The organism is Micropruina sp. (genome assembly GCF_047606365.1).
GTDB lineage: Bacteria > Actinomycetota > Actinomycetes > Propionibacteriales > Propionibacteriaceae > Micropruina.
In genome coordinates this window covers 1-17,595 of the sequence record NZ_JASGEN010000100.1, presented here as the reverse complement: position 1 = coordinate 17,595, position 17,595 = coordinate 1, and the positions used below count along the sequence as shown (strand labels likewise).

Annotated in this window: 16 protein-coding genes; 11 read left to right on the top strand and 5 right to left on the bottom strand. The window is 68.8% G+C overall.

The genetic code is table 11. The features are described from left to right. The first annotated feature begins 67 nt into the window (after nt 1–67). The 6 genes from QM624_RS11210 to QM624_RS11185 all read left to right on the top strand — a co-directional run bounded on the left by QM624_RS11210 (nt 68) and on the right by QM624_RS11185 (nt 6,379). Nucleotides 68–784 carry a FadR/GntR family transcriptional regulator gene (locus QM624_RS11210; protein ID WP_415091784.1) on the top strand — a complete coding sequence of 239 codons (717 nt, stop codon included), beginning with the start codon at nt 68–70 and terminating at the stop codon, nt 782–784. Then, nucleotides 781–1,884 carry an acetamidase/formamidase family protein gene (locus QM624_RS11205; protein WP_415091782.1) on the top strand — a complete coding sequence of 368 codons (1,104 nt, stop codon included), beginning with the start codon at nt 781–783 and terminating at the stop codon, nt 1,882–1,884. The genes QM624_RS11210 and QM624_RS11205 overlap by 4 nt, the downstream gene beginning before the upstream one ends. Continuing rightward, entirely contained in the window at nt 1,877–3,667 is a 1,791-nt protein-coding gene (locus QM624_RS11200) for an AtzH-like domain-containing protein (RefSeq protein ID WP_415091780.1), read from the top strand. Before QM624_RS11205 ends, QM624_RS11200 begins: the two co-directional genes overlap by 8 nt. A gap of 215 nt (nt 3,668–3,882) precedes the next feature. After that, nucleotides 3,883–4,830 carry a glutamate ABC transporter substrate-binding protein gene (locus QM624_RS11195; protein ID WP_415091778.1) on the top strand — a complete coding sequence of 316 codons (948 nt, stop codon included), beginning with the start codon at nt 3,883–3,885 and terminating at the stop codon, nt 4,828–4,830. 50 nt (nt 4,831–4,880) lie between these two features. After that, nucleotides 4,881–5,528: an amino acid ABC transporter permease gene (locus QM624_RS11190; RefSeq protein ID WP_415091776.1), complete on the top strand. Its 648-nt coding sequence runs from the start codon at nt 4,881–4,883 to the stop codon at nt 5,526–5,528. Next, the gene (locus QM624_RS11185) at nt 5,525–6,379 is read left to right on the top strand and encodes an amino acid ABC transporter permease (RefSeq protein WP_415091774.1); all 855 of its coding nucleotides are present in this window, start codon (nt 5,525–5,527) and stop codon (nt 6,377–6,379) included. Before QM624_RS11190 ends, QM624_RS11185 begins: the two co-directional genes overlap by 4 nt. Nucleotides 6,380–6,523: 144 nt before the next feature. Here QM624_RS11185 and era read toward each other — a convergent pair whose 3' ends face one another. From era to QM624_RS11170, 3 genes are all read right to left on the bottom strand, one after another. Then, nucleotides 6,524–7,438, bottom strand: coding sequence for a GTPase Era (gene era / locus QM624_RS11180; protein WP_415091772.1), 915 nt, complete (start codon nt 7,436–7,438; stop codon nt 6,524–6,526). Further along, nucleotides 7,438–8,784, bottom strand: coding sequence for a hemolysin family protein (locus tag QM624_RS11175; protein WP_415091806.1), 1,347 nt, complete (start codon nt 8,782–8,784; stop codon nt 7,438–7,440). Before QM624_RS11175 ends, era begins: the two co-directional genes overlap by 1 nt. A gap of 118 nt (nt 8,785–8,902) precedes the next feature. Continuing rightward, the gene (locus tag QM624_RS11170; protein WP_415091770.1) at nt 8,903–9,658 is read right to left on the bottom strand and encodes a VC0807 family protein; all 756 of its coding nucleotides are present in this window, start codon (nt 9,656–9,658) and stop codon (nt 8,903–8,905) included. A 64-nt stretch (nt 9,659–9,722) separates the two neighbouring features. On the opposite strand from QM624_RS11170, the gene QM624_RS11165 reads away from it, so the two are divergent. Beyond that, the gene (locus tag QM624_RS11165; RefSeq protein ID WP_415091768.1) at nt 9,723–10,577 is read left to right on the top strand and encodes a hypothetical protein; all 855 of its coding nucleotides are present in this window, start codon (nt 9,723–9,725) and stop codon (nt 10,575–10,577) included. A gap of 178 nt (nt 10,578–10,755) precedes the next feature. Here QM624_RS11165 and QM624_RS11160 read toward each other — a convergent pair whose 3' ends face one another. Further along, nucleotides 10,756–11,649, bottom strand: coding sequence for a LysR family transcriptional regulator (locus QM624_RS11160; protein WP_415091766.1), 894 nt, complete (start codon nt 11,647–11,649; stop codon nt 10,756–10,758). Between the two features lie 71 nt (nt 11,650–11,720). Here QM624_RS11160 and QM624_RS11155 point away from each other — a divergent pair, with 71 nt between their 5' ends. From QM624_RS11155 to QM624_RS11145, 3 genes are all read left to right on the top strand, one after another. Next, nucleotides 11,721–12,623, top strand: a complete 903-nt coding sequence (locus QM624_RS11155; protein WP_415091764.1) for an EamA family transporter — start codon at nt 11,721–11,723, stop codon at nt 12,621–12,623. A gap of 582 nt (nt 12,624–13,205) precedes the next feature. Then, on the top strand, nt 13,206–14,330 hold the full coding sequence (locus QM624_RS11150; protein ID WP_415091762.1) for a GNAT family N-acetyltransferase: 1,125 nt from the start codon (nt 13,206–13,208) through the stop codon (nt 14,328–14,330). 352 nt (nt 14,331–14,682) lie between these two features. Further along, the gene (locus QM624_RS11145) at nt 14,683–15,906 is read left to right on the top strand and encodes an MFS transporter (RefSeq protein WP_415091760.1); all 1,224 of its coding nucleotides are present in this window, start codon (nt 14,683–14,685) and stop codon (nt 15,904–15,906) included. A gap of 118 nt (nt 15,907–16,024) precedes the next feature. Here QM624_RS11145 and QM624_RS11140 read toward each other — a convergent pair whose 3' ends face one another. After that, nucleotides 16,025–17,035 (bottom strand): phosphotransferase family protein, encoded by a 1,011-nt coding sequence (locus QM624_RS11140; protein ID WP_415091758.1) that lies wholly within the window; start codon nt 17,033–17,035, stop codon nt 16,025–16,027. A 59-nt stretch (nt 17,036–17,094) separates the two neighbouring features. On the opposite strand from QM624_RS11140, the gene QM624_RS11135 reads away from it, so the two are divergent. Continuing rightward, nucleotides 17,095–17,472, top strand: coding sequence for a hypothetical protein (locus QM624_RS11135; RefSeq protein ID WP_415091756.1), 378 nt, complete (start codon nt 17,095–17,097; stop codon nt 17,470–17,472). The last annotated feature ends 123 nt before the right edge of the window (nt 17,473–17,595 follow it).

Here is a 17,595-nt window from a genome sequence, read left to right as displayed (position 1 = left end):
ATGTGATTCCGGGACCGCCAACCGTCCCACCCCCGGACGGAAGCCCACGACCGACACAAGGACAGCCATGGTTCTCACCGCTCCGCGACCGCGCACCATCAGCGCCGAGGTGGCCGCGCGGCTCGAACGGCACATCGCCGACGACCTCTCCCCCGGCGACAAGCTGCCGCCCGAGCGCGAGCTGTGCGCCACCCTCAACATCTCCCGGGCCACCCTGCGGGAGGCGCTGCGGGCCCTGGAGGACCGCCGGCTGATCGAGCGACGTCCGGGGCGTGGCACGGTGGTCTGCGCTCCCCCCGAACCCCAGCTGGCGCTCAGCTTCGAGCCGTCCACCGACGAGGGCGCGAGGGAGTTCGCCCAGGCCGCCGAGCTGCGCCGGATCGTCGAGCCCCAGGTCGCCGAGCTGGCCGCGCTGCGCGCCACCGAACTCGACCTGGCCCAGCTCGACGAGATCCTGCGCGAGAGCCACGCCGGATTGACCGCCGAAGAGTCTCTGCGGCTCGACGTCGAGTTCCACCGCCGGCTGGCCGTGGCCGCCGGCAACCCGCTGCTGGTCGGCGTCTGCGAGGCGATGAACGGCCTGGTGCACGACGTCCGGCTGCGTTCGCACCTGGCCCGCGAGGGCCGGCGCAACTCGATCGAGGGACACCAGCGCCTGTATGCGGCCCTAGCGGCGCACAACCCGGCGGCCGCGCGACGGGCCATGGACGACCATCTCGCCGACGTGGGCGAACTCATCGCCGGGCTGGACGAGATCCTGCGTTCCGAGCCGGAGCTGCGGTGACCACCGGCGCGGTGGATCTGCGCGGCGCCGTGCTGCAGCGCGGCGAGGGCGAGTTGCCGGGCGACCACTACCTGGCCGCCCGTCCCGAGCAGCTGTTGTGGGGACGGCTGCCCTGCGCGTCCGATGCGCCCGTGCTGAGCGTGGCTCCCGGTGAAACGGTGACCATCGACACGCTCTCCCACGAGGGGGTGCTGGAGGATCAGGGACGCGACCCGCTCGCCTTCTTCGGGCGCCACGGCGTCCGGCCCGATCAGGTGCTGACCGAGGCCGTCGATCTGGCCCGCTCCAGCCGTCCGCACGATCCGGGCGTGGACGGGCCCCACCTGGTCACCGGACCGATCGAGGTGCGCGGCGCCCAGGTCGGCGACCTGCTGGCCATCACGGTGCTGCGACTCGATCGACGGGTGCCGTACGGGGTGATCTCGAACCGGCACGGACGCGGTGCGCTGCCCGGCGAAATGCCCGCCGGACCGGGCACAGTCAGCGTGTTCACCCCCGTGGTGGAGACCGCCGACGGTGCGCACGGTGAGTTGCCGTTGCGGACCGACGGGCCGGGCGTGGTCCGGTTCCCGCTGCGACCCTTCCTCGGCGTGCTGGGAGTGGCGGCGGCCGGCCAGGTCCGACCGCATTCGGTGCCGCCGGGGCCGCACGGCGGGAACATCGACATCAACCTGCTGGTCGAGGGCGCCACGCTGTATCTGCCGGTGCAGGTGCCCGGCGCGCTGGCCTACGTCGGCGACCCGCACTTCGCCCAGGGCGACGGCGAGGTGGCGCTGACCGCGCTGGAGGCGTCGCTGCGGGCCACCGTCCGGCTCGACGTGGTGCCTGCCTCCGAGGCCCTGGAGCGGTTCGGCGCGGTGGCGGGCCCGCTCGCCGAGACGCGCGAGTACCTGATCCCGACCGGCCTGGACGCCGACCTGGACGTCGCCACTGCCAACTGCGTGCGGGCCGCGCTCGGCCTGCTGCAGGCCCGCTACGGCATGGAACGCCATCTGGCCTATGCGTATCTGAGTGCCGCCACCGACTTCGACATCTCCCAGGTCGTCGACCTGGTCAAAGGCGTCCATGCCCGCATCCGGAAGGCGGATTTCGGTGACTGAACCCACCCCACCGCCGGTCGAGCCCACCCCACCGCTGGTCGAGCTTGTCGAGACTCTTCCGAGTACGCCCACCTCGCCGCTGGTCGAGCTTGTCGAGACCCTCCGCCGCATGATCAGCGACGCCCCACCGGGTCTCCTCGAGGCGTTCGCCGCTTACGAACTCGCTCTAGGCAGCGACGACCTGGCAGCCATGGACGAACTGTTCGACGACTCCCCCGACATCCTGCGCGGCGACCCGGGCGGACTGCTGGTGGGCCATCGGGCCATCCACGACTTCCGTTCGGTGCGCGGCGGCGCACCGGCCCGTGCATTGGCCGAGGTCCGGCTGCTTCCGCTGGGCCCGGACGCCGCCTGCCTCGTCGCCGTCACCGCCCCCTCACGGGGTGGACGAGGGCTGCAGACCCAGGTGTGGGGCAGGGATCCGCAGGGCGCGTGGCGGGTGCGGATCGCCCACGTCGCTCCCCCACCGGCGACCTTCGACCGGGCGGTGTGGCGGGTGGTCGGCGATCCGCTGGCCGCTCCGACCGGCACCGGCATCCTCGACGGTGAAATTGTCGCGGTGAAGGACCTGTTCGCCCTCGCCGGACACCCGATCGGCGCCGGCGTCCCAGCCTTCCTCGCCGAAGCAGACCCCGAGCCGGCCGACAGTGCCGCGGTCGCGCAACTGCGCGCAGCGGGTGCCGCGGTGGCCGGCATCGCCCGCACCGACCAGTTCGCCTACAGCCTGGCCGGCGACAACCCGCACTACGGGACACCGGTGAACCCAGTCGTCCCCGGTGGGCTGCCGGGCGGTTCGTCGAGCGGCAGCGCCACCGCTGTGTCGCTCGGTGCGGCGTCCATCGGCCTGGCCACCGACACCGGCGGCTCGGTGCGGGTGCCGGCCAGCTACCAGGGCCTGTGGGGCTGGCGCTCCACCCACGGCCGGGTCCCTGCCGGCGGCCTGCTCCCCCTCGCCCCCGATTTCGACACCGTCGGCCTGCTGACCCGCGATCCCGGACTGTTGCGCCGGGCCGCGTCCGTCCTGCTCGGCTCCGCAGAGTGCACCGAGGGGGAAGTGTGGACCGCGGGGACGGTTCCTCCGGTCACCGGGGTTCCTCCGGTCACTGGGGTTCCTCCGGTCACCGGGGACGGTTCTCCCGGTCACCGGGGACGGTTCCTTTGGTCACCGGGGACGGTTCCTTCGGTCACTTCCGATGAGCAGGGGACAGACAGCACCGTCCCCGCGTTCCACCTGGCCGAGTCGCTGCCCACCTTGGAGCCCGGCATCGCCGAAGTGTTCCAGGCCTTCGTCGAACAGCACTTCTCGGACGCGGCGTCCGGCATCCCACTGCCCGACCTGGCGGTCGCCGCCGAGGCATTCCGGGTTCATCAGGCGTTTCAGGCCTGGCAGCAACACGGCGCCTGGGTTGAAGCTCATCCGGACGCGCTGCGCGGGGCCGCCGGGGAACGGTTCGCGGCGGCGTCCGGCATCACCGTGAGCCAGGACGAGGACGCCCGCGCCACCTTGGCCGTACTCCGCGCCGCACTGGACGCCGCACTCGGCGACACTGTGCTGGTGCTGCCCTCGGCGGCCGGCCCGGCGCCTCGCGTCTGGGCGTCCGCGGCCGAGGTGGACGCGCATCGTCAGGCCACCTTCCGGCTCACCTGCATCGCCGGGATCACCGGACGGCCCGCCGTCAGCGCACCGTTGCTCACCACGTCCGGGGGTCCGCTCGGCATCTGCCTGGTCGGTCCGCGAGGCAGCGATGAAGCCCTGATCGACCTCGCCGCGTCCCTGGTCTGACCCACCCCCAACCGGTGACCGCGACCACCGCTGGTTGAGCTTGTTGAGCCCTCCGCTGCGGCCGGAGGTCCAGGGTCTCGACAAGCTCGACCGACGGACCTCTACCACCCTTTCGGGTCCGGACTGGCCCGATGCTGCGCGTTGGTCTGGCGCCGGACACAGCCAATGTGATTAGTCTGACCAATCGCCTACTGATCTGAGGGAGTTGAGGAACGATGAAGCTACGTCGAGCACCCCGGGCATTGGTCCTGATGGCCGCGACGGCACTGTTCGCGGGGTCCGTGGCCGCATGTTCGCCGGAACCGGCCTCCAGCGGCTCGCCGGCACCGGGCGGCACCAGCAACGCCGACGCCTACCAGGCACTGATCGTCTCCGGGCCGGTCGCCGACGATGCCACCGTCCAGGGCAACAAGTGGGCGAGCGCGGTGAAGAAGGCGGGCGTGCTGCGGATCGGCGGCACCGAGACATCCGAGCTGTTCTCGCTGCTCGATCCGACCACCGGCCAGGTGAAGGGCTTCGACGCGGCGATCGGCCAGATGCTGAGCCGCTACATCCTGGGTGACGTCAAGACCGAACTGAAGCAGGTCACCGTCGACACCCGTGAGTCGCTGCTGCAGAACGGCAACGTCGACACCGTGATCGCGACGTACTCGATCACCCCCGAGCGGCAGAAGTCGGTCGACTTCGCCGGGCCGTACTACGTGTCGCAGGCCGGCATCATGGTGAAGTCCGACAATGACACCATTCACGGCGTGGCCGACCTGGCCGGCCGCACGGTGGTCACCCAGGCCAGCTCGACCGGCGTCACCACGGTGAAGAAGTACGCCCCCGACGCCAAGCTGCAACCGCTGCCCGACAACGCGCAATGCGTGGCGAGCGTGCAGCAGGGCGACGCCGACGCCTACGTGATCGACCAGGCGCTGCTGCTGAACCAGGTGGTCACCGACAACACCGTCAAGATCGTCGGCGAGCCGTTCGGCCCCAAGGACAGCTACGGCATCGGCGTGCCGAAGGGCAGCGACGCCAAGGCGTTCGTCAACGAGTTCCTCAAGAAGCTCGAAGCGGACGGCACCTGGGCCAAGGCCTGGCAGCTGACCATCGGCGACCGCACCAACCTCACCACCCCGCCGGAGGCGCCGGCGGTGGGCAAGATCGAGTCCTGAGCTTGATCGGGACGCCGGGATCACCCCGGCGTCCCGATCGGGTAGCCGCTATGGACACATTGTTCTCCAAGTACGGCGGTCAACTGCTCGACGGCCTCTGGCTCACGGTGTGGTTGACCGCGGTCGGCTTCGTCGGCGCGCTGCTTCTCGGCGCGATCCTGGCCACCTGCCGGATCAGCCCGATCGCGCCGCTGCGCTGGGCGTCCGCGACGTTCGTCGAGATCTTTCGCAACGTGCCGCTGTTCAGCCTGCTGATCCTGGTTGTCTACGGCATGCCGCAGGCCGGGGTGAACCTCGGACGGGTCGGCAGCGTCATCTTGTGCATCATCTTCGTGGGCTCGGCGTTCGCAGCCGAGACGATCCGCACCGGGGTGAACGCGGTCGGCGTCGGACAGGTCGAGGCCGGACGCTCCATCGGACTGTCGTTCGGCGGGGTGATCGCGCACGTGGTGTTGCCCCAGGCCATGCGTACCGTGATCGGGCCGCTGGTCACGCTGTTCATCGGCATCCTGCTCTCGTCGGCGCTGGCCGGCGTGGTCGGCATGCCCGAGCTGACCATGGTGGCGTCCGAGATCAACAACGCCGAAGCGCTCGGCCTGCTCACCTTCATCGTGGCCGCCGCGATGTACGCCACGATCTCGCTCGGCGCCGGTGGGATCGGCGCCTGGCTCGAGTCGAAGCTGCGGGTGTTGCGATGAGCATGCAACATGCCCTGTTCGACACGGCCGGCCCGAAGGCCCGCATCCGGGTCCGGGTGTTCACCGCGCTCTCGATCGTGCTGCTGCTGACCATCATCGGCCTCGCCTACTGGCAGCTGTATCTGAGCGGCGCGCTGGCGCCGTCCAAATGGATGCCGTTCACTCAGCCCGCGATTCAGTCCTACTTCGCCGGGGCACTCGGACGGACGGCGCTGGCCGCCCTGGGTGCGGCGGTGATCGCCGTTCCACTAGGGCTGTTGCTGGCTCTCGGACGACTCTCGCCGATCGCCGTGCTGCGCTGGCCGGCCACCGCCTTCATCGAGTTCTTCCGGGCCATCCCGGTACTGCTGGTGATCTATACGTTCATGTTCGCGCTGCCCAGCTACGGCATCAATCCGAGCGAGTATCTGAAGCTGGTCATCCCGGTCGGACTGTGTGCATCGGCGGTGATCGCCGAGGTGTTCCGCGCCGGTGTGTTGTCCATCCCCCGCGGACAGGACGAGGCCGGGCTGTCGGTCGGCCTGACCCGCGGACAGTCGTTCCGGCTCGTGGTCTTCCCGCAGGCGGTGCGGGTCGTGGTTCCCGCGCTGGTCGCGCAGGCGGTGATCGTGGTCAAGGACACCGCGTTCGGCTACGTCGTCTCCTACCCCGAACTGCAGCAGAGCGCCCGGGTGCTGGTCGCCAACACCCGCAACCTGGTGCAGACCTACTTCGTGGTGACGGTGATCTACATCATCATCAACCTGCTGATCTCGCGCGCCGCGGTCTGGCTGGATCGCAAGCTCGCCACCCGTCGGGCCGGCAAGCCCAAGTTCGTCTCACTCACCACCGGACGCGGCCCGATCCAGTAAACCCCGCACCCCTGCCGACTTGCGGGTTCCCCCGCTCTCCACCCCGCCTCGCTAAGGCCCTCCCTAACTATCTCTGCCCTCCCGCATGCGGGAGGGCAGAGATAGTTAGGGAGGGCTATACGGGGTATAGCGCCTGTCGTGGGCTCAGAAGCCGAGGCGGTTGAGGTGCTTGGCGTTGCGCTGCCAATCCTTGAGGACCTTCACCTTCAGGTCGAGGTGGACGGGGGTCCCGAGCAGTGCGGTCAGCTGGGTGCGGGCGGCGGTGCCGATCTCGCGGAGCACCGAGCCGCGGTGGCCGATCACGATGCCCTTCTGCGAGTCGCGCTCGACGATCAGCGAGGCGAACACGTCGAGCAGTGGCTTGTTCTCGGGACGTCCCTCGCGCAGGCCCATCTCGTCGATGGTGACGGTGATCGAGTGCGGCAGTTCCTCGTGCATCTTCTCCAGGGCCGCCTCGCGGATCAGTTCGGCGATCAGCGTCTCGGTCGGTTCGTCGGTGACCTCGCCGTCCGGGTAGTAGGCCGGGCCTTCGGGCAGTTGGCCGATCAGCACGTCGGTGACCAGGTCGACCTGGTCGTCGGTGACGGCGCTGACCGGCACCACCTCGGCCCAGCGGATGCCGAGCTTCTCCTCCAGCGAGGCGATCTTCATCAGGTGTTCGGCCATCCGCTGCTTGCCGACCAGGTCGGACTTGGTGGCCAGCGCCACCAGCACCGGGCGTTTGGGCAGCTTGGCGATCTCACCCACCAGGTATTCATCGCCGGGCCCGATCCGCTGGTCGGCGGGCAGGCAGACGCCGATCACGTCCACCTCCGACCAGGTCGCATAGACCAGATCGTTGAGCCGCTCGCCGAGCAGAGTGCGCGGCCGGTGCAGACCGGGGGTGTCGATGATGACGAGTTGCGCGTCCGGCCTCGTCACGATGCCTCGGACGGCGTGCCGGGTGGTCTGCGGACGCGAGGACGCGATCGCCACCTTCTGCCCGACGATCGCGTTGGTCAGGGTCGATTTGCCGGCGTTGGGACGTCCGACGAAACAGGCGAATCCGGAACGATGCATCAACTGGCCCGCTTCGCCGACTCCGACGCCAGCTTCGCGGCCGCGTCGACGCCGCCCTCGGCGGGATCCTCTGCCGGCTCTTCGACCAACGACGCGAGCACCGTCAAGATGCTGTTGCGGCGTCCGATGCCACGTTCTGCCACCAACTGAATGCCTTCCCACACCACCACGGAGCCGGGTATCGGCACCTTGTTGAGTTCCTTGCCCATCAGACCCAGCACGGTGTCGACGTCGTCGTCGTCGACCTTCAGCCCGAACAGCTCACCGAGATCGTCGACGGACAGCCGCGCCGACACCCGGAACCGGTTGGGCCCGATCTCCACCGACGGCGGCACCTCCTGGTCGTACTCGTCGACGATCTCGCCGACGATCTCTTCCAGGATGTCCTCGATCGTCGCCAGCCCGGCCGTGCCGCCGAACTCGTCGACCACGATCACCACGTGCGAGCGGGTGAGCTGCATCTCGCGCAGCAGTTCGTCCACCGGCTTGGAGTCGGGGCAGAAGGTCGGCTTGCGCATCAGCGACTCGACCTTCTCGGTCGCCTGCGCCCGCGGATTGTCGTACATCCGGCGGATGGCGTCCTTCAGGTAGAGGATGCCGCAGATGTCGTCGATGTCGTTGCCGATCACCGGAATCCGGCTGAAACCCGACCGCAGCGCCAGCGAAACCGCTTGCCGGACCGTCTTCGTGTGCTCGATGTAGACCATCTGGGTGCGCGGCACCATCACCTCTTTGGCGATGGTGTCACCCAGGTCGAAGACCGAGTGGATCATCTTCCGCTCGTCGGCCTCGATCATGTCGGACGCCTCGGCGAAGTCGACCAGTTCGCGCAGCTCGGCCTCGGACGAGAAGGGCCCGTCGGCGAACCCCTTGCCGGGGGTGAGTGCGTTGCCGATCAGGATCATCACCTGCGGGATCGGGCCGAGCACCGTGGTCAGCAGCGACAAGGGACGCGCCGCGGCCAGCGCGACGGCGTCCGCCTTCTGCCGGCCCAGGGTGCGCGGGGCGACGCCGAGCAGGATGAACGAGACCAGCACCATGATCCCGACCGAGTACAGCACCCGCTCCCAGGTGGCCTCGAAGCGGCCGAAGACGAACAGCGCCACCATCACGATGGCCACGATCTCGGCGAGGATCCGGACGAAAAGCAGGGTGTTCAGGGTGGGCGCGGGGTCCTCGGTGATGTGCACGAGTTGCTTCGCGCCACCACGGCCCTCGTCCAGCAGGCGATGGGCGCGGCTCTTGGAGAACGACTGCAGCGCGGCCTCCGCGGTGACCAGCAGCGCGGCCAACAACACACAGGCGGCTGCGACAGCCAGCTCGAACCATTCCAGGTCGGTTAACAGGGTCTCATCACTCGTTTCTCACCCGGGTAATCGAGCGGACAGTCTACGCCAGCCGAGCCGTCAGCCGACACTCGGCGCCGCGGCGCTCATTCGGGTCGGACGGCAGCAGCCGCGGCGCTCATTCGGGTCGGACGGCGGCAGCCGCTGCGCGTTGCTCACCGGCACGCCGGGTGCGGTTGGCGTACCAGATCGTCCAGCCCATCAGGGCGACGGTGATGACCAGCGGCACGACCTGGTTGAGCAGGTAGGCGGTGTCGAACGGCAGCATCAGCACCCAGATCACCTTGGCGACCGCTTCGGCGAGGTAGCCGATACCCCAGACGCCGGTGATCATCCGCTGCGAGTGCCGGAAACTCGGGTACTGCCACAGCGACTCCCACCAGGTGGCGCCTGCCTCGGTGCCGTCGGTGCCGAATTTGCGGCCCATGTAGTACATCAGCGGACGCCGGAACAGCGGGGTGAGGCTGGCCAGGATCAGCACCCCCAGTCCGCCGGTCAGCGCGGAATCCTTGAGCAGCAGCACGGTCGGGTCATCGCTGCCGATCACGGTGACGGCGACCGACAGCACGATGATGGCGAGGATCACCACGCCGACGATGTCGATCCGCCGGTGCCGGATGAACTCGGCCGCCATGCCGAGCACCGGACCGATCGCCGAATAGAGATAGGCCGCCAGATCACTGGCACCCATGTTCTTGGCCACGCTGAAAACGGCGATCGACAGGCCCACGTCGAAGACAACGGTGATCACCAGCCCGATCACCATCTCGCGGGCGTCCCAGCGCTTCCCCGCGCGCTTCTCGCTCGTTGGAACGGCCTGGTCGCCGGGTTCGCCGGCACTCGACTTCGCGACGCTGTCGCCCTCCGCAACCATGTCAATACCCTACACACATCTCGTGATTCACGATGCACTCGTCATATGTAGCTAAACTGGCGCGATGCCCCGGACCGACGATCTCCCCGAGCAGTCGCGCACGGGCATCGGCTTCCTGTTCGGCGCACTGCAGGCCGACGCGATCCCCGGACCGGTGCTGGTCGAGCTGATGGACGCCCTCGGATTCGCCGAACCGGCGACCCGACAGCTGCTCGCCCGAATGCTGCGCCAAGGCCAACTGACCCGACGGCGGATGGGCCGGGTCAGCGTCTACCGACTGGCCGGTGACTACCTGGAACGCTGGTCACGACTGCGCTACGGCGACACCACACCCAGCTGGGGAGGCGCATTTCACGTCGTCGTCCATGACATTCCCGAACGCCTCCGGGTGCGGCGCGAGCGCCTGCTCGGTGCGGCTCTCCGGGCCGGTTTCGGTCAGGTCAGGCCGGGCCTGTTGATCGGCTTGGCCGAACCCAACTTCGTCGATCAGTGGACGGCCGACGGCATATCACTCGTCGAGAAGGGCACCTTGCAGCTCGATCCGGACGCCGCCCGGCGGATGGCGGCGACAGCCTGGTCACTTCCGGCCAGAGCCGCCGATCTGCGGCGCGCGTCCGCCGAGCTCGAGCGGCTGCTCGACCGGGTGGACCAGGCGGCCACCGATGGGACGGCGGCGCTGCAGCTGATGTTCGAGGCCGGAACGATCGCCGGTTCGCCGCGTTACAGCGCACCGGCACTGCCGGCCGAACTGCTGCCCGCGGACTGGCCCGCGCCCGCCGTCCAGGAGTTGCTGCACACTGCGATCGGACGGCTCACCCCGGCGGTCGGTGACTACCTCTATCACCGGCTGGCCGCCAGTCCGCACGCCGGCCTGATTGAGGGCGGTTGGTGGCCGCCGATCGCGACCACCGCTGGTTGAGCCTGTCGACGCTTGCGGGTTGAGCTTGTCGAAAACCCCTCTAGCGAGGGAGGCCCAGATCATTCACGTCATCCCGGGCTCTCAGGCGGGGAGAGATCCCGGATCAAGTCCGGGATGACGAGGGAGTGGCCTTGAGCAGCGCATCCCCAAGGATCACGACAAGCTCGATCAACGGTGCTCACTCCAGTTCTCGTCCGATCTGCTCCAAGTGACCCACCACGGCCCGGACTGCACGGCGCGCGTAATGATCCGGACGCGCCAACGCCACCAGCGCCCGCCGCGCGTTCACCCCGCGCAACGGACGCAGCACCGTCCCGGGATGGGGCCGGGTGGTGAATCGAGGCAGCAGCGCCAGCCCCTCCCCCACGGCGACGAACGATTCGACCAGCCGGTTGTCGATCAACCGCAGCCGGCGATGCAGCTGCGAGCCGGTCACCGCCTCGATGGCCAGCAACACGCTGTCGAACGGGAAGCCCTGCGGCACCGCGATCCAGCTGGTGCCGACCAGATCCTGCGGTGACAGCTCGGCCCTCGCCGCGAGCGGGTGACCGATCGGCAGGGCGACGTCGAGCGGCTCATGGGCGAGCACCCGGGCGACCAGCCCTTCGGCACCGGACGGCACGTCGCCGGCGGCGCTGTGCGCGATCACCAGATCGTGGTCGAGGGTGCGCGCGGCGAAACCCTCCTCGGCCAGGTCGAAGTCCTGCACCTCGATCGTGATCGGCGAACCGCGCAGCCGCTCGACCAGGCCCGGCAACAGTGCCTCGCCGGCACTGGGCAGCGTGCCGATCGAGACCGTCCCGCCGGGCTGACCCATCCGCTCCCCCAGCCGAGCCTCCACCTCGGCGAGCACCCGCGCCACCTCGTCCGCACTCTCGGCGAGCAGCTGCCCCTCGGAGGTGAGCCGCAGGCCGCGCGAGACCGGCTCGACCAGCTTGACGCCCAACTCGCGCTCGGCGGTGCGCAGCTGCTGCGAGACAGCGCTCGGCGTCCGATGGGTGGCTGCGGCGACCGCGGCCAGCGTGCCGCGTCCAGCGATCTCGCGGAGCAGCATCAGATGGCGCACTTCCATGAAGTGAACCTACATCTTTGGTTCAGAAACTCTTGCTTGTCCTTCACTGTCAGTTGTTCCAGGCTGGACCCGTGCCACCTCGTCATGTCCTGCTCGCCGTCGGCGTCGCCGTGGTCTGGGGAGTCAACTTCCTGGCGATCCACGCCTCGTTGGAGCAGTTTCCGCCGTTGTTCCTGGTCGCGCTGCGGTTCGGCGTGATGGCCATTCCCACCCTGCTGTTCGTGCCGCGCCCCAAGGTGCGGCTGCGCTGGCTGATCGGCTACGGGCTGGGCTTCGGCACCTTGCAGTTCATCGGCCTCTACCTCGGCATGGCCGCCGGCTTCCCAGCCGGCCTGGCCTCGCTGGTGCTGCAGTCGTCCGCGCCGTTCACGGTGCTGCTCGGTGCGCTGCTGCTGCGCGAGCGGGTCAGCGGCCGCGCGGCGCTCGGGGTCGCCGTGGCCGTGATCGGGCTTGTGCTGGTGGGAGTGACCCGGGCGACCGGCGGCTCCTGGTGGCCGTTCCTACTGGTGGTTCTCGGCGGGCTCGGCTGGTCGCTGGGCAACCTCGCCGCCCGGCAGGCCGCGGCGCCCAACCCGCTGCACCTCACCATGTGGATGTCGGTGGTGCCGCCGCTGCCGATGCTCGCCCTCTCACTGGCCTTCGAAGGCTCCGATCGGATCGCCTCGTCGCTGGCCACCTCGCTGACCGCGGCGGCGGTGCCGGCCTGGATCGGTCTCGGCTACACCGTGCTCATCGGCACCGTGCTGGGCTCCGGGGTGTGGGTCTGGTTGATGAGCCGCCACCCGGCCGGACGGGTGGCGCCGTTCTCGATGCTGGTGCCGGTGTCCGGGCTGACCACGGCCTGGCTGGCGCTGGGCGAGACTCCCCAGCCACTCGAACTGCTCGGCGGCGCCCTGGTGATCGGCGGCGTGCTGTGGGCCAGCCTGCGCAAGGCCCCGGCTCCCGAGCTTCAGCCCGAGATCGTGCGGGCCTGAGCGAGAAGCCCGCATTGCCGGTTCCGCTGGTCGAGCTTGTCGAGACCCATACCCGCGGCGTCCTACCAAGGGGCTTCCACGGGCTCAACCCGCAAGCGCCGACAGACTCTCACCGCTGGTTGAGCTTGTCGAAACCAAGGTCCCGACAAGCTCGATCAGCGTTGGTCCCGTTTCCCGGGGGAACTCCCAGCCGGCCACGCAGCGCGAAGAACCTTCGCGAACCATTGACCGACCGCGGCGTCCGGACGTACCGTTCTCCGTAGTTCTCACGCGAGAGGAGGTCACCCGATGATGAATAGGCATACCGTCCGGTTCACGCCCACCGCTTTCGACGCGGCGGTCACGTTCGTGGTGGCCGGCACCCTCGCGATGCAGCAGAACGGTGCCGGGCACACCGACGACTGACCCTGTCAAGGGAGAAGTCCGCCCAGTCGCGGTTCGCAGCCTCACGTCGTTCTGACTGACCGACCGTCGACACCGCTCGCGGCTTCGCAGCTACGCCCAAGCTCAGTTGAGCCCCTCGCACCACCGTGGACAACACGCCACCGACGACGGCGAGCGTGAACCTGAAAGAGAACAACCATGACCATCACTGCCGACATCCACACCACGATCGCGGAACTCGTGTTCCGCCCCTTGACGATTCCGGTGTCCATCGACGCCCCGGACGCGGCCGACTTCCTCACCATGACCGAGGTACGCAACCGGGTGTACCGCGCGATCAGCGGCCATGACGACGACCATCACGAGCCAGAGTCACTATTGCCCCACTATCTGCCCAATGACTACGAGTTACGCCATATGTGGCTCGCCGTCCTCAACGGCACGATCGTCGGGCGGATCGGCGTCGACATTCCGCTCGAAGCCGGCTCTCGATCCGCCTACTGGCTGATCGAACTGCTGCCCGAGGTATGGGGCCAGGGCATCGGGACCTCCGCCTACCAACTCGTCGAGCAGACCGCTCATGCCCACGGCCGGACCGTGCTGCAGTCCTGGGCGCAGCATCCGGACGCCCCCGGCGAGCGTCTCGTGCCACCGACCGGGTTCGGATCGGTCCCGCGCGACCATGCGGCCCGGTTCTTCCTGCGGCACGGCTACACCCTGGAGCAGATCGAGCGGTGCAGCCGACTCGACCTGAACGGCTCGTTCGACGAGATCGAGCGGCTGCTCGCCGAGGCACGCCAGGCGTCCACCGACTACCGGTTGGTGCAGTGGACGCTGCCGACGCCGAGCGAGTACGTCGACGGCTACGCCTGGATGAAGTCACGGATGTCCACCGATGTGCCGGCCGGCGACCTCGAGTTCGACGAGGAGGCCTGGGACGCGGCGCGGATCGCGCTCCACGACGCTCGCTATCTCGACGGTGGCCAAACCGTGCAGGTGACCGCCGCCCAGCACATCGCCACCGGCGAACTGTGCGGCTTCAACGAACTGGTGATCGGGCCCGACCTGACTCGCGCCACCCATCAGGAGGACACCTTGGTGCTCACCCACCATCGCGGCCACCGGCTGGGTCTGCTGGTCAAATGCGCCGGGCTGCTCGCCTGGCGCCAGGTGGCTCCGGAGTCGCCTCGGGTGATCACCTACAACGCCGAGGAGAACAGGCCGATGCTGGACATCAACGAGGCCATCGGGTTCGTCCCCGTCATCTACGAGGGCGCCTGGAAGAAGGTGTTGCCGTCCGCCTCGGACGAGCAGTCCGCCTGATCACGGATCGAGGCTCATCCATCGTCATCCCGGACTTGATCCGGGATCTCTCGGACTTGATCCGGGATCTCTCGCCTGAGATCCCGGATCGGAGCCCGCGATGACGTGAGTGGCCCTGCGCTTCCATAGGGAATCGCTGAGCCGGAATCTGCGTTGGTTGAGTTCGTCGACGCTTGCGGGTTGAGCTTGTCGACGCTTGCGGGTTGAGCTTGTCGAAACCCCCGTCGTGAGGGGTCTCGACAAGCTCGACCAGCGGTGACCGGCACTTCCGGAATCGGTCACCGGGCGTCAGTTCGGCGACCGAGCCGACCGGCTCGACATATTTATAGTTGTAGTGACTAGAATGGGATCGATGACTTCTTCGACGCGACGCGGTTCCGCCACCGCAGCCCTTCTCGCTCTCGCGATCGGCAGCTTCGGCATCGGCATGACCGAGTTCGTAGTGATGGGGCTGCTGCCCGATCTGGCTCGCGACCTGCTGCCCAATGCCTGGGCGGCGGATCACGAGGCGACGATCGCTCAGGCCGGCGTGCTGATCTCGCTGTACGCGCTGGGCGTGGTGATCGGCGCACCGACCATCGCCGGCTCGGTGGCGCGCTTCCCGCGGCACCGGGTGATGATCGTGCTCGCGCTCGCCCTGACCGTGTTCAACGCACTCACCTTCCTCGCCCCGAGCTTCGAGTGGATGGCCGTCTCGCGGCTGCTGGCCGGCCTGCCGCACGGCGCCTACTTCGGCATCGGCGCGCTAGTCGCCTCCGACGTGTTGGGTCCCGGACGCCGCGCGCAGGGCGTCGCCTTCGTGCTGACCGGACTGACGGTGGCGAACGTGGTCGGCGTGCCGCTGGGCACATTCCTCGGCCAGAACTACGGCTGGCGGGTCACCTTCATGGCCGTCGCGGCCGTCTTCGCGCTGGCCACCGTCTGCATCGCGGCATTCGTGCCCCATCACGAAGGCAGCCCGGAGCGCACCCTGCGGGCCGAGTTGCGAGTGTTCCGGATCGGCCAGGTGTGGCTGACGCTGGCGATCGGCGCGATCGGTTTCGGCGGCTTCTTCGCCGTCAACAGCTATGTGGCCTCGATGGTCACCGAGGTCGCCCACGCACCGGCCTGGGCGGTTCCGGTGGTGTTGGTGACCAGCGGCGTCGGCATGACCATCGGCAACCTGGTCGGCGGACGGCTCGCCGACCGCGACCTGCGACGCACCCTGCTGGGAGCATTCGTGGGCACGGCCGCGGTGCTGGCGCTGATCGGCCTCGCCGCGCAGTGGATCATCGCGTTGGCCGTCCTGTTGTTCGCGCTCAGCTTCTGCGGCTCGATCCTGGCGCCGTCGATCCAGACCCGGCTGATGGACGTCGCCGAGGACAACCAGTCGATCGCCGCCGCACTGAACCATTCGTCGCTGAACGTCGGCAACAGCCTGGGCGCCTTCTTCGGCGGCACCGTGATCGCCGCCGGCTGGGGTTTCGTCGCCCCTGCCTGGGTCGGCGTCGCGATGGCGCTGATCGGACTCGCACTCACCGCGGTCGGCTTCGGCCTGGTCCGCCGCCGCGGGCGCGAACTGGCTCCCGCCTGCTGAGCCCGTAGCTGCCGTCCCTGGCCCTTTCATCGAACGTCGCCCCCTTTCGAGGTCATTGCCCCTGTTCAAACGGGTGCGATCACCCCGAAAGGGGGCGATGTCGGACGAGTCCGGCCGGTCAGCGGGCGGCAGCTTGGAGAGCGGAGGCGTGCCGGGAACGCTTCAGCCAGTCCCGCAGGGCGGTGGCCTGGAATCGTTGGAACTCCCGCAGGGTGGGCAGTCCGGGCGGATCGGGCCGCCGTCCGGAGTGCTCGAAGAAGCTGAGGATTCCGACCAGTACCTGCACGATCAGATCGGCGCTGATGCCGTAGTCGTCCGCGATGCGTGCGATCCAGGCGTCGGTGTCCACGTCCGGTTCGGCGCTGGAGATGAACTCGATCGCCAGCAGCGCCGGATCGAGCCACGCCGGCCCGCGCACCGCCCACGCCCAATCGACGACGATCAACCGGCCGTCGGTGCGCAGCATCAGGTTGTCGGCGCGTAGGTCGAGGTGCACCAGGGTGTCCCCGGCCAGCTCGGTCAGGGCTTCGTCCGCCGCTGCGGCGAGTGCGTGTCGCCGCTCGGCCAGCCAGGGATCCAGGTCGACGGCGTCGGCAAGTTCCGGCCAGTGGCTGAACATGTCGCGTAGCGCGTCGGCAGCGTCGTCCCACTGCCCCGGCGGCGCGGGCGTGAGGGGACCACGCAGGTCGGCCAGGCTGGCCAGCACGGCCTCGATGGTGGCATTCGTCCAGGGCAGCGGCGCCTGACGTCCGGGCACGTGTTCCAGTACGAGCGCGACCCAGCCGTCCGGGCCCTCGTCGAGCGCGTCGATCAGTTCGGCGATCGGCAGTCCGGACGGCATGCTCCGCAGCGTCCGCAGCTCGGAGCGCAACAAGGCGGGCGAATCGGGGTTGCGGCTCGGGTGCCCGGCTTTGAGGAACACCGCCGAGCCGTCCGCCGTGAAGAGCCCTTCGGCCACGCCCGGTGAATAGCCGCCGGAAGCCGGCTCGGTGCGGACGACCGGCGCACCGAGCACCCCCTCGACCCACTCGTGGACGTGGCCGGGCAACTCCGCGAAAGTCAGCCGGGTACGGGTCTGCATGGCGTCGATCATGGTCCATTCCGGGTACCCGCGCGAACGGACCAGCACGACATCGTTTCTTCAAATGCACACGGACGTCTGGTCCATACGCAACGATCTGTGCCAGTGTGGACGTCATGGGCTCGTCCGCACCCACTCCCGCCGGTCATCCGCACCGGACCATGCTGGTCAACGCCACCGCCGCGCTGCTGCTGGGCAGCGCGCTGATGGTCATCGTCCACGAGTGTTGCCACTGGATCGCCGGGGCGTTGATCGGTCATCGCAGCACCCTGTACGCGTTCGGCGTCGAATACACCCCGCCGACCGAGGGTGGTCAGGCGGCGTTCACCGCGCTCGCCGGGGTCATCGGATCACTGTTGATCGGCGCACTGTGCACCAGTTGGCAGCCGTTCCGGCGCAGCAACGGCTTCGGGCATCTGCTGTGGCTGTGGTTCGGGTTCTGCCAACTCCAGGAGGCCGTCACCTACTTCGTGATCACGCCGTGAGGTTGACCCCGTAGCCCGGACACCGTCTTGGCGGGTTCCCTTGTCAGGGACCGCTGGAGAGGATGTCCCTGATGGGATCGACGAAGAAGCGGAAGAGCTATACCCCGGAGTATCGGCGTGAGG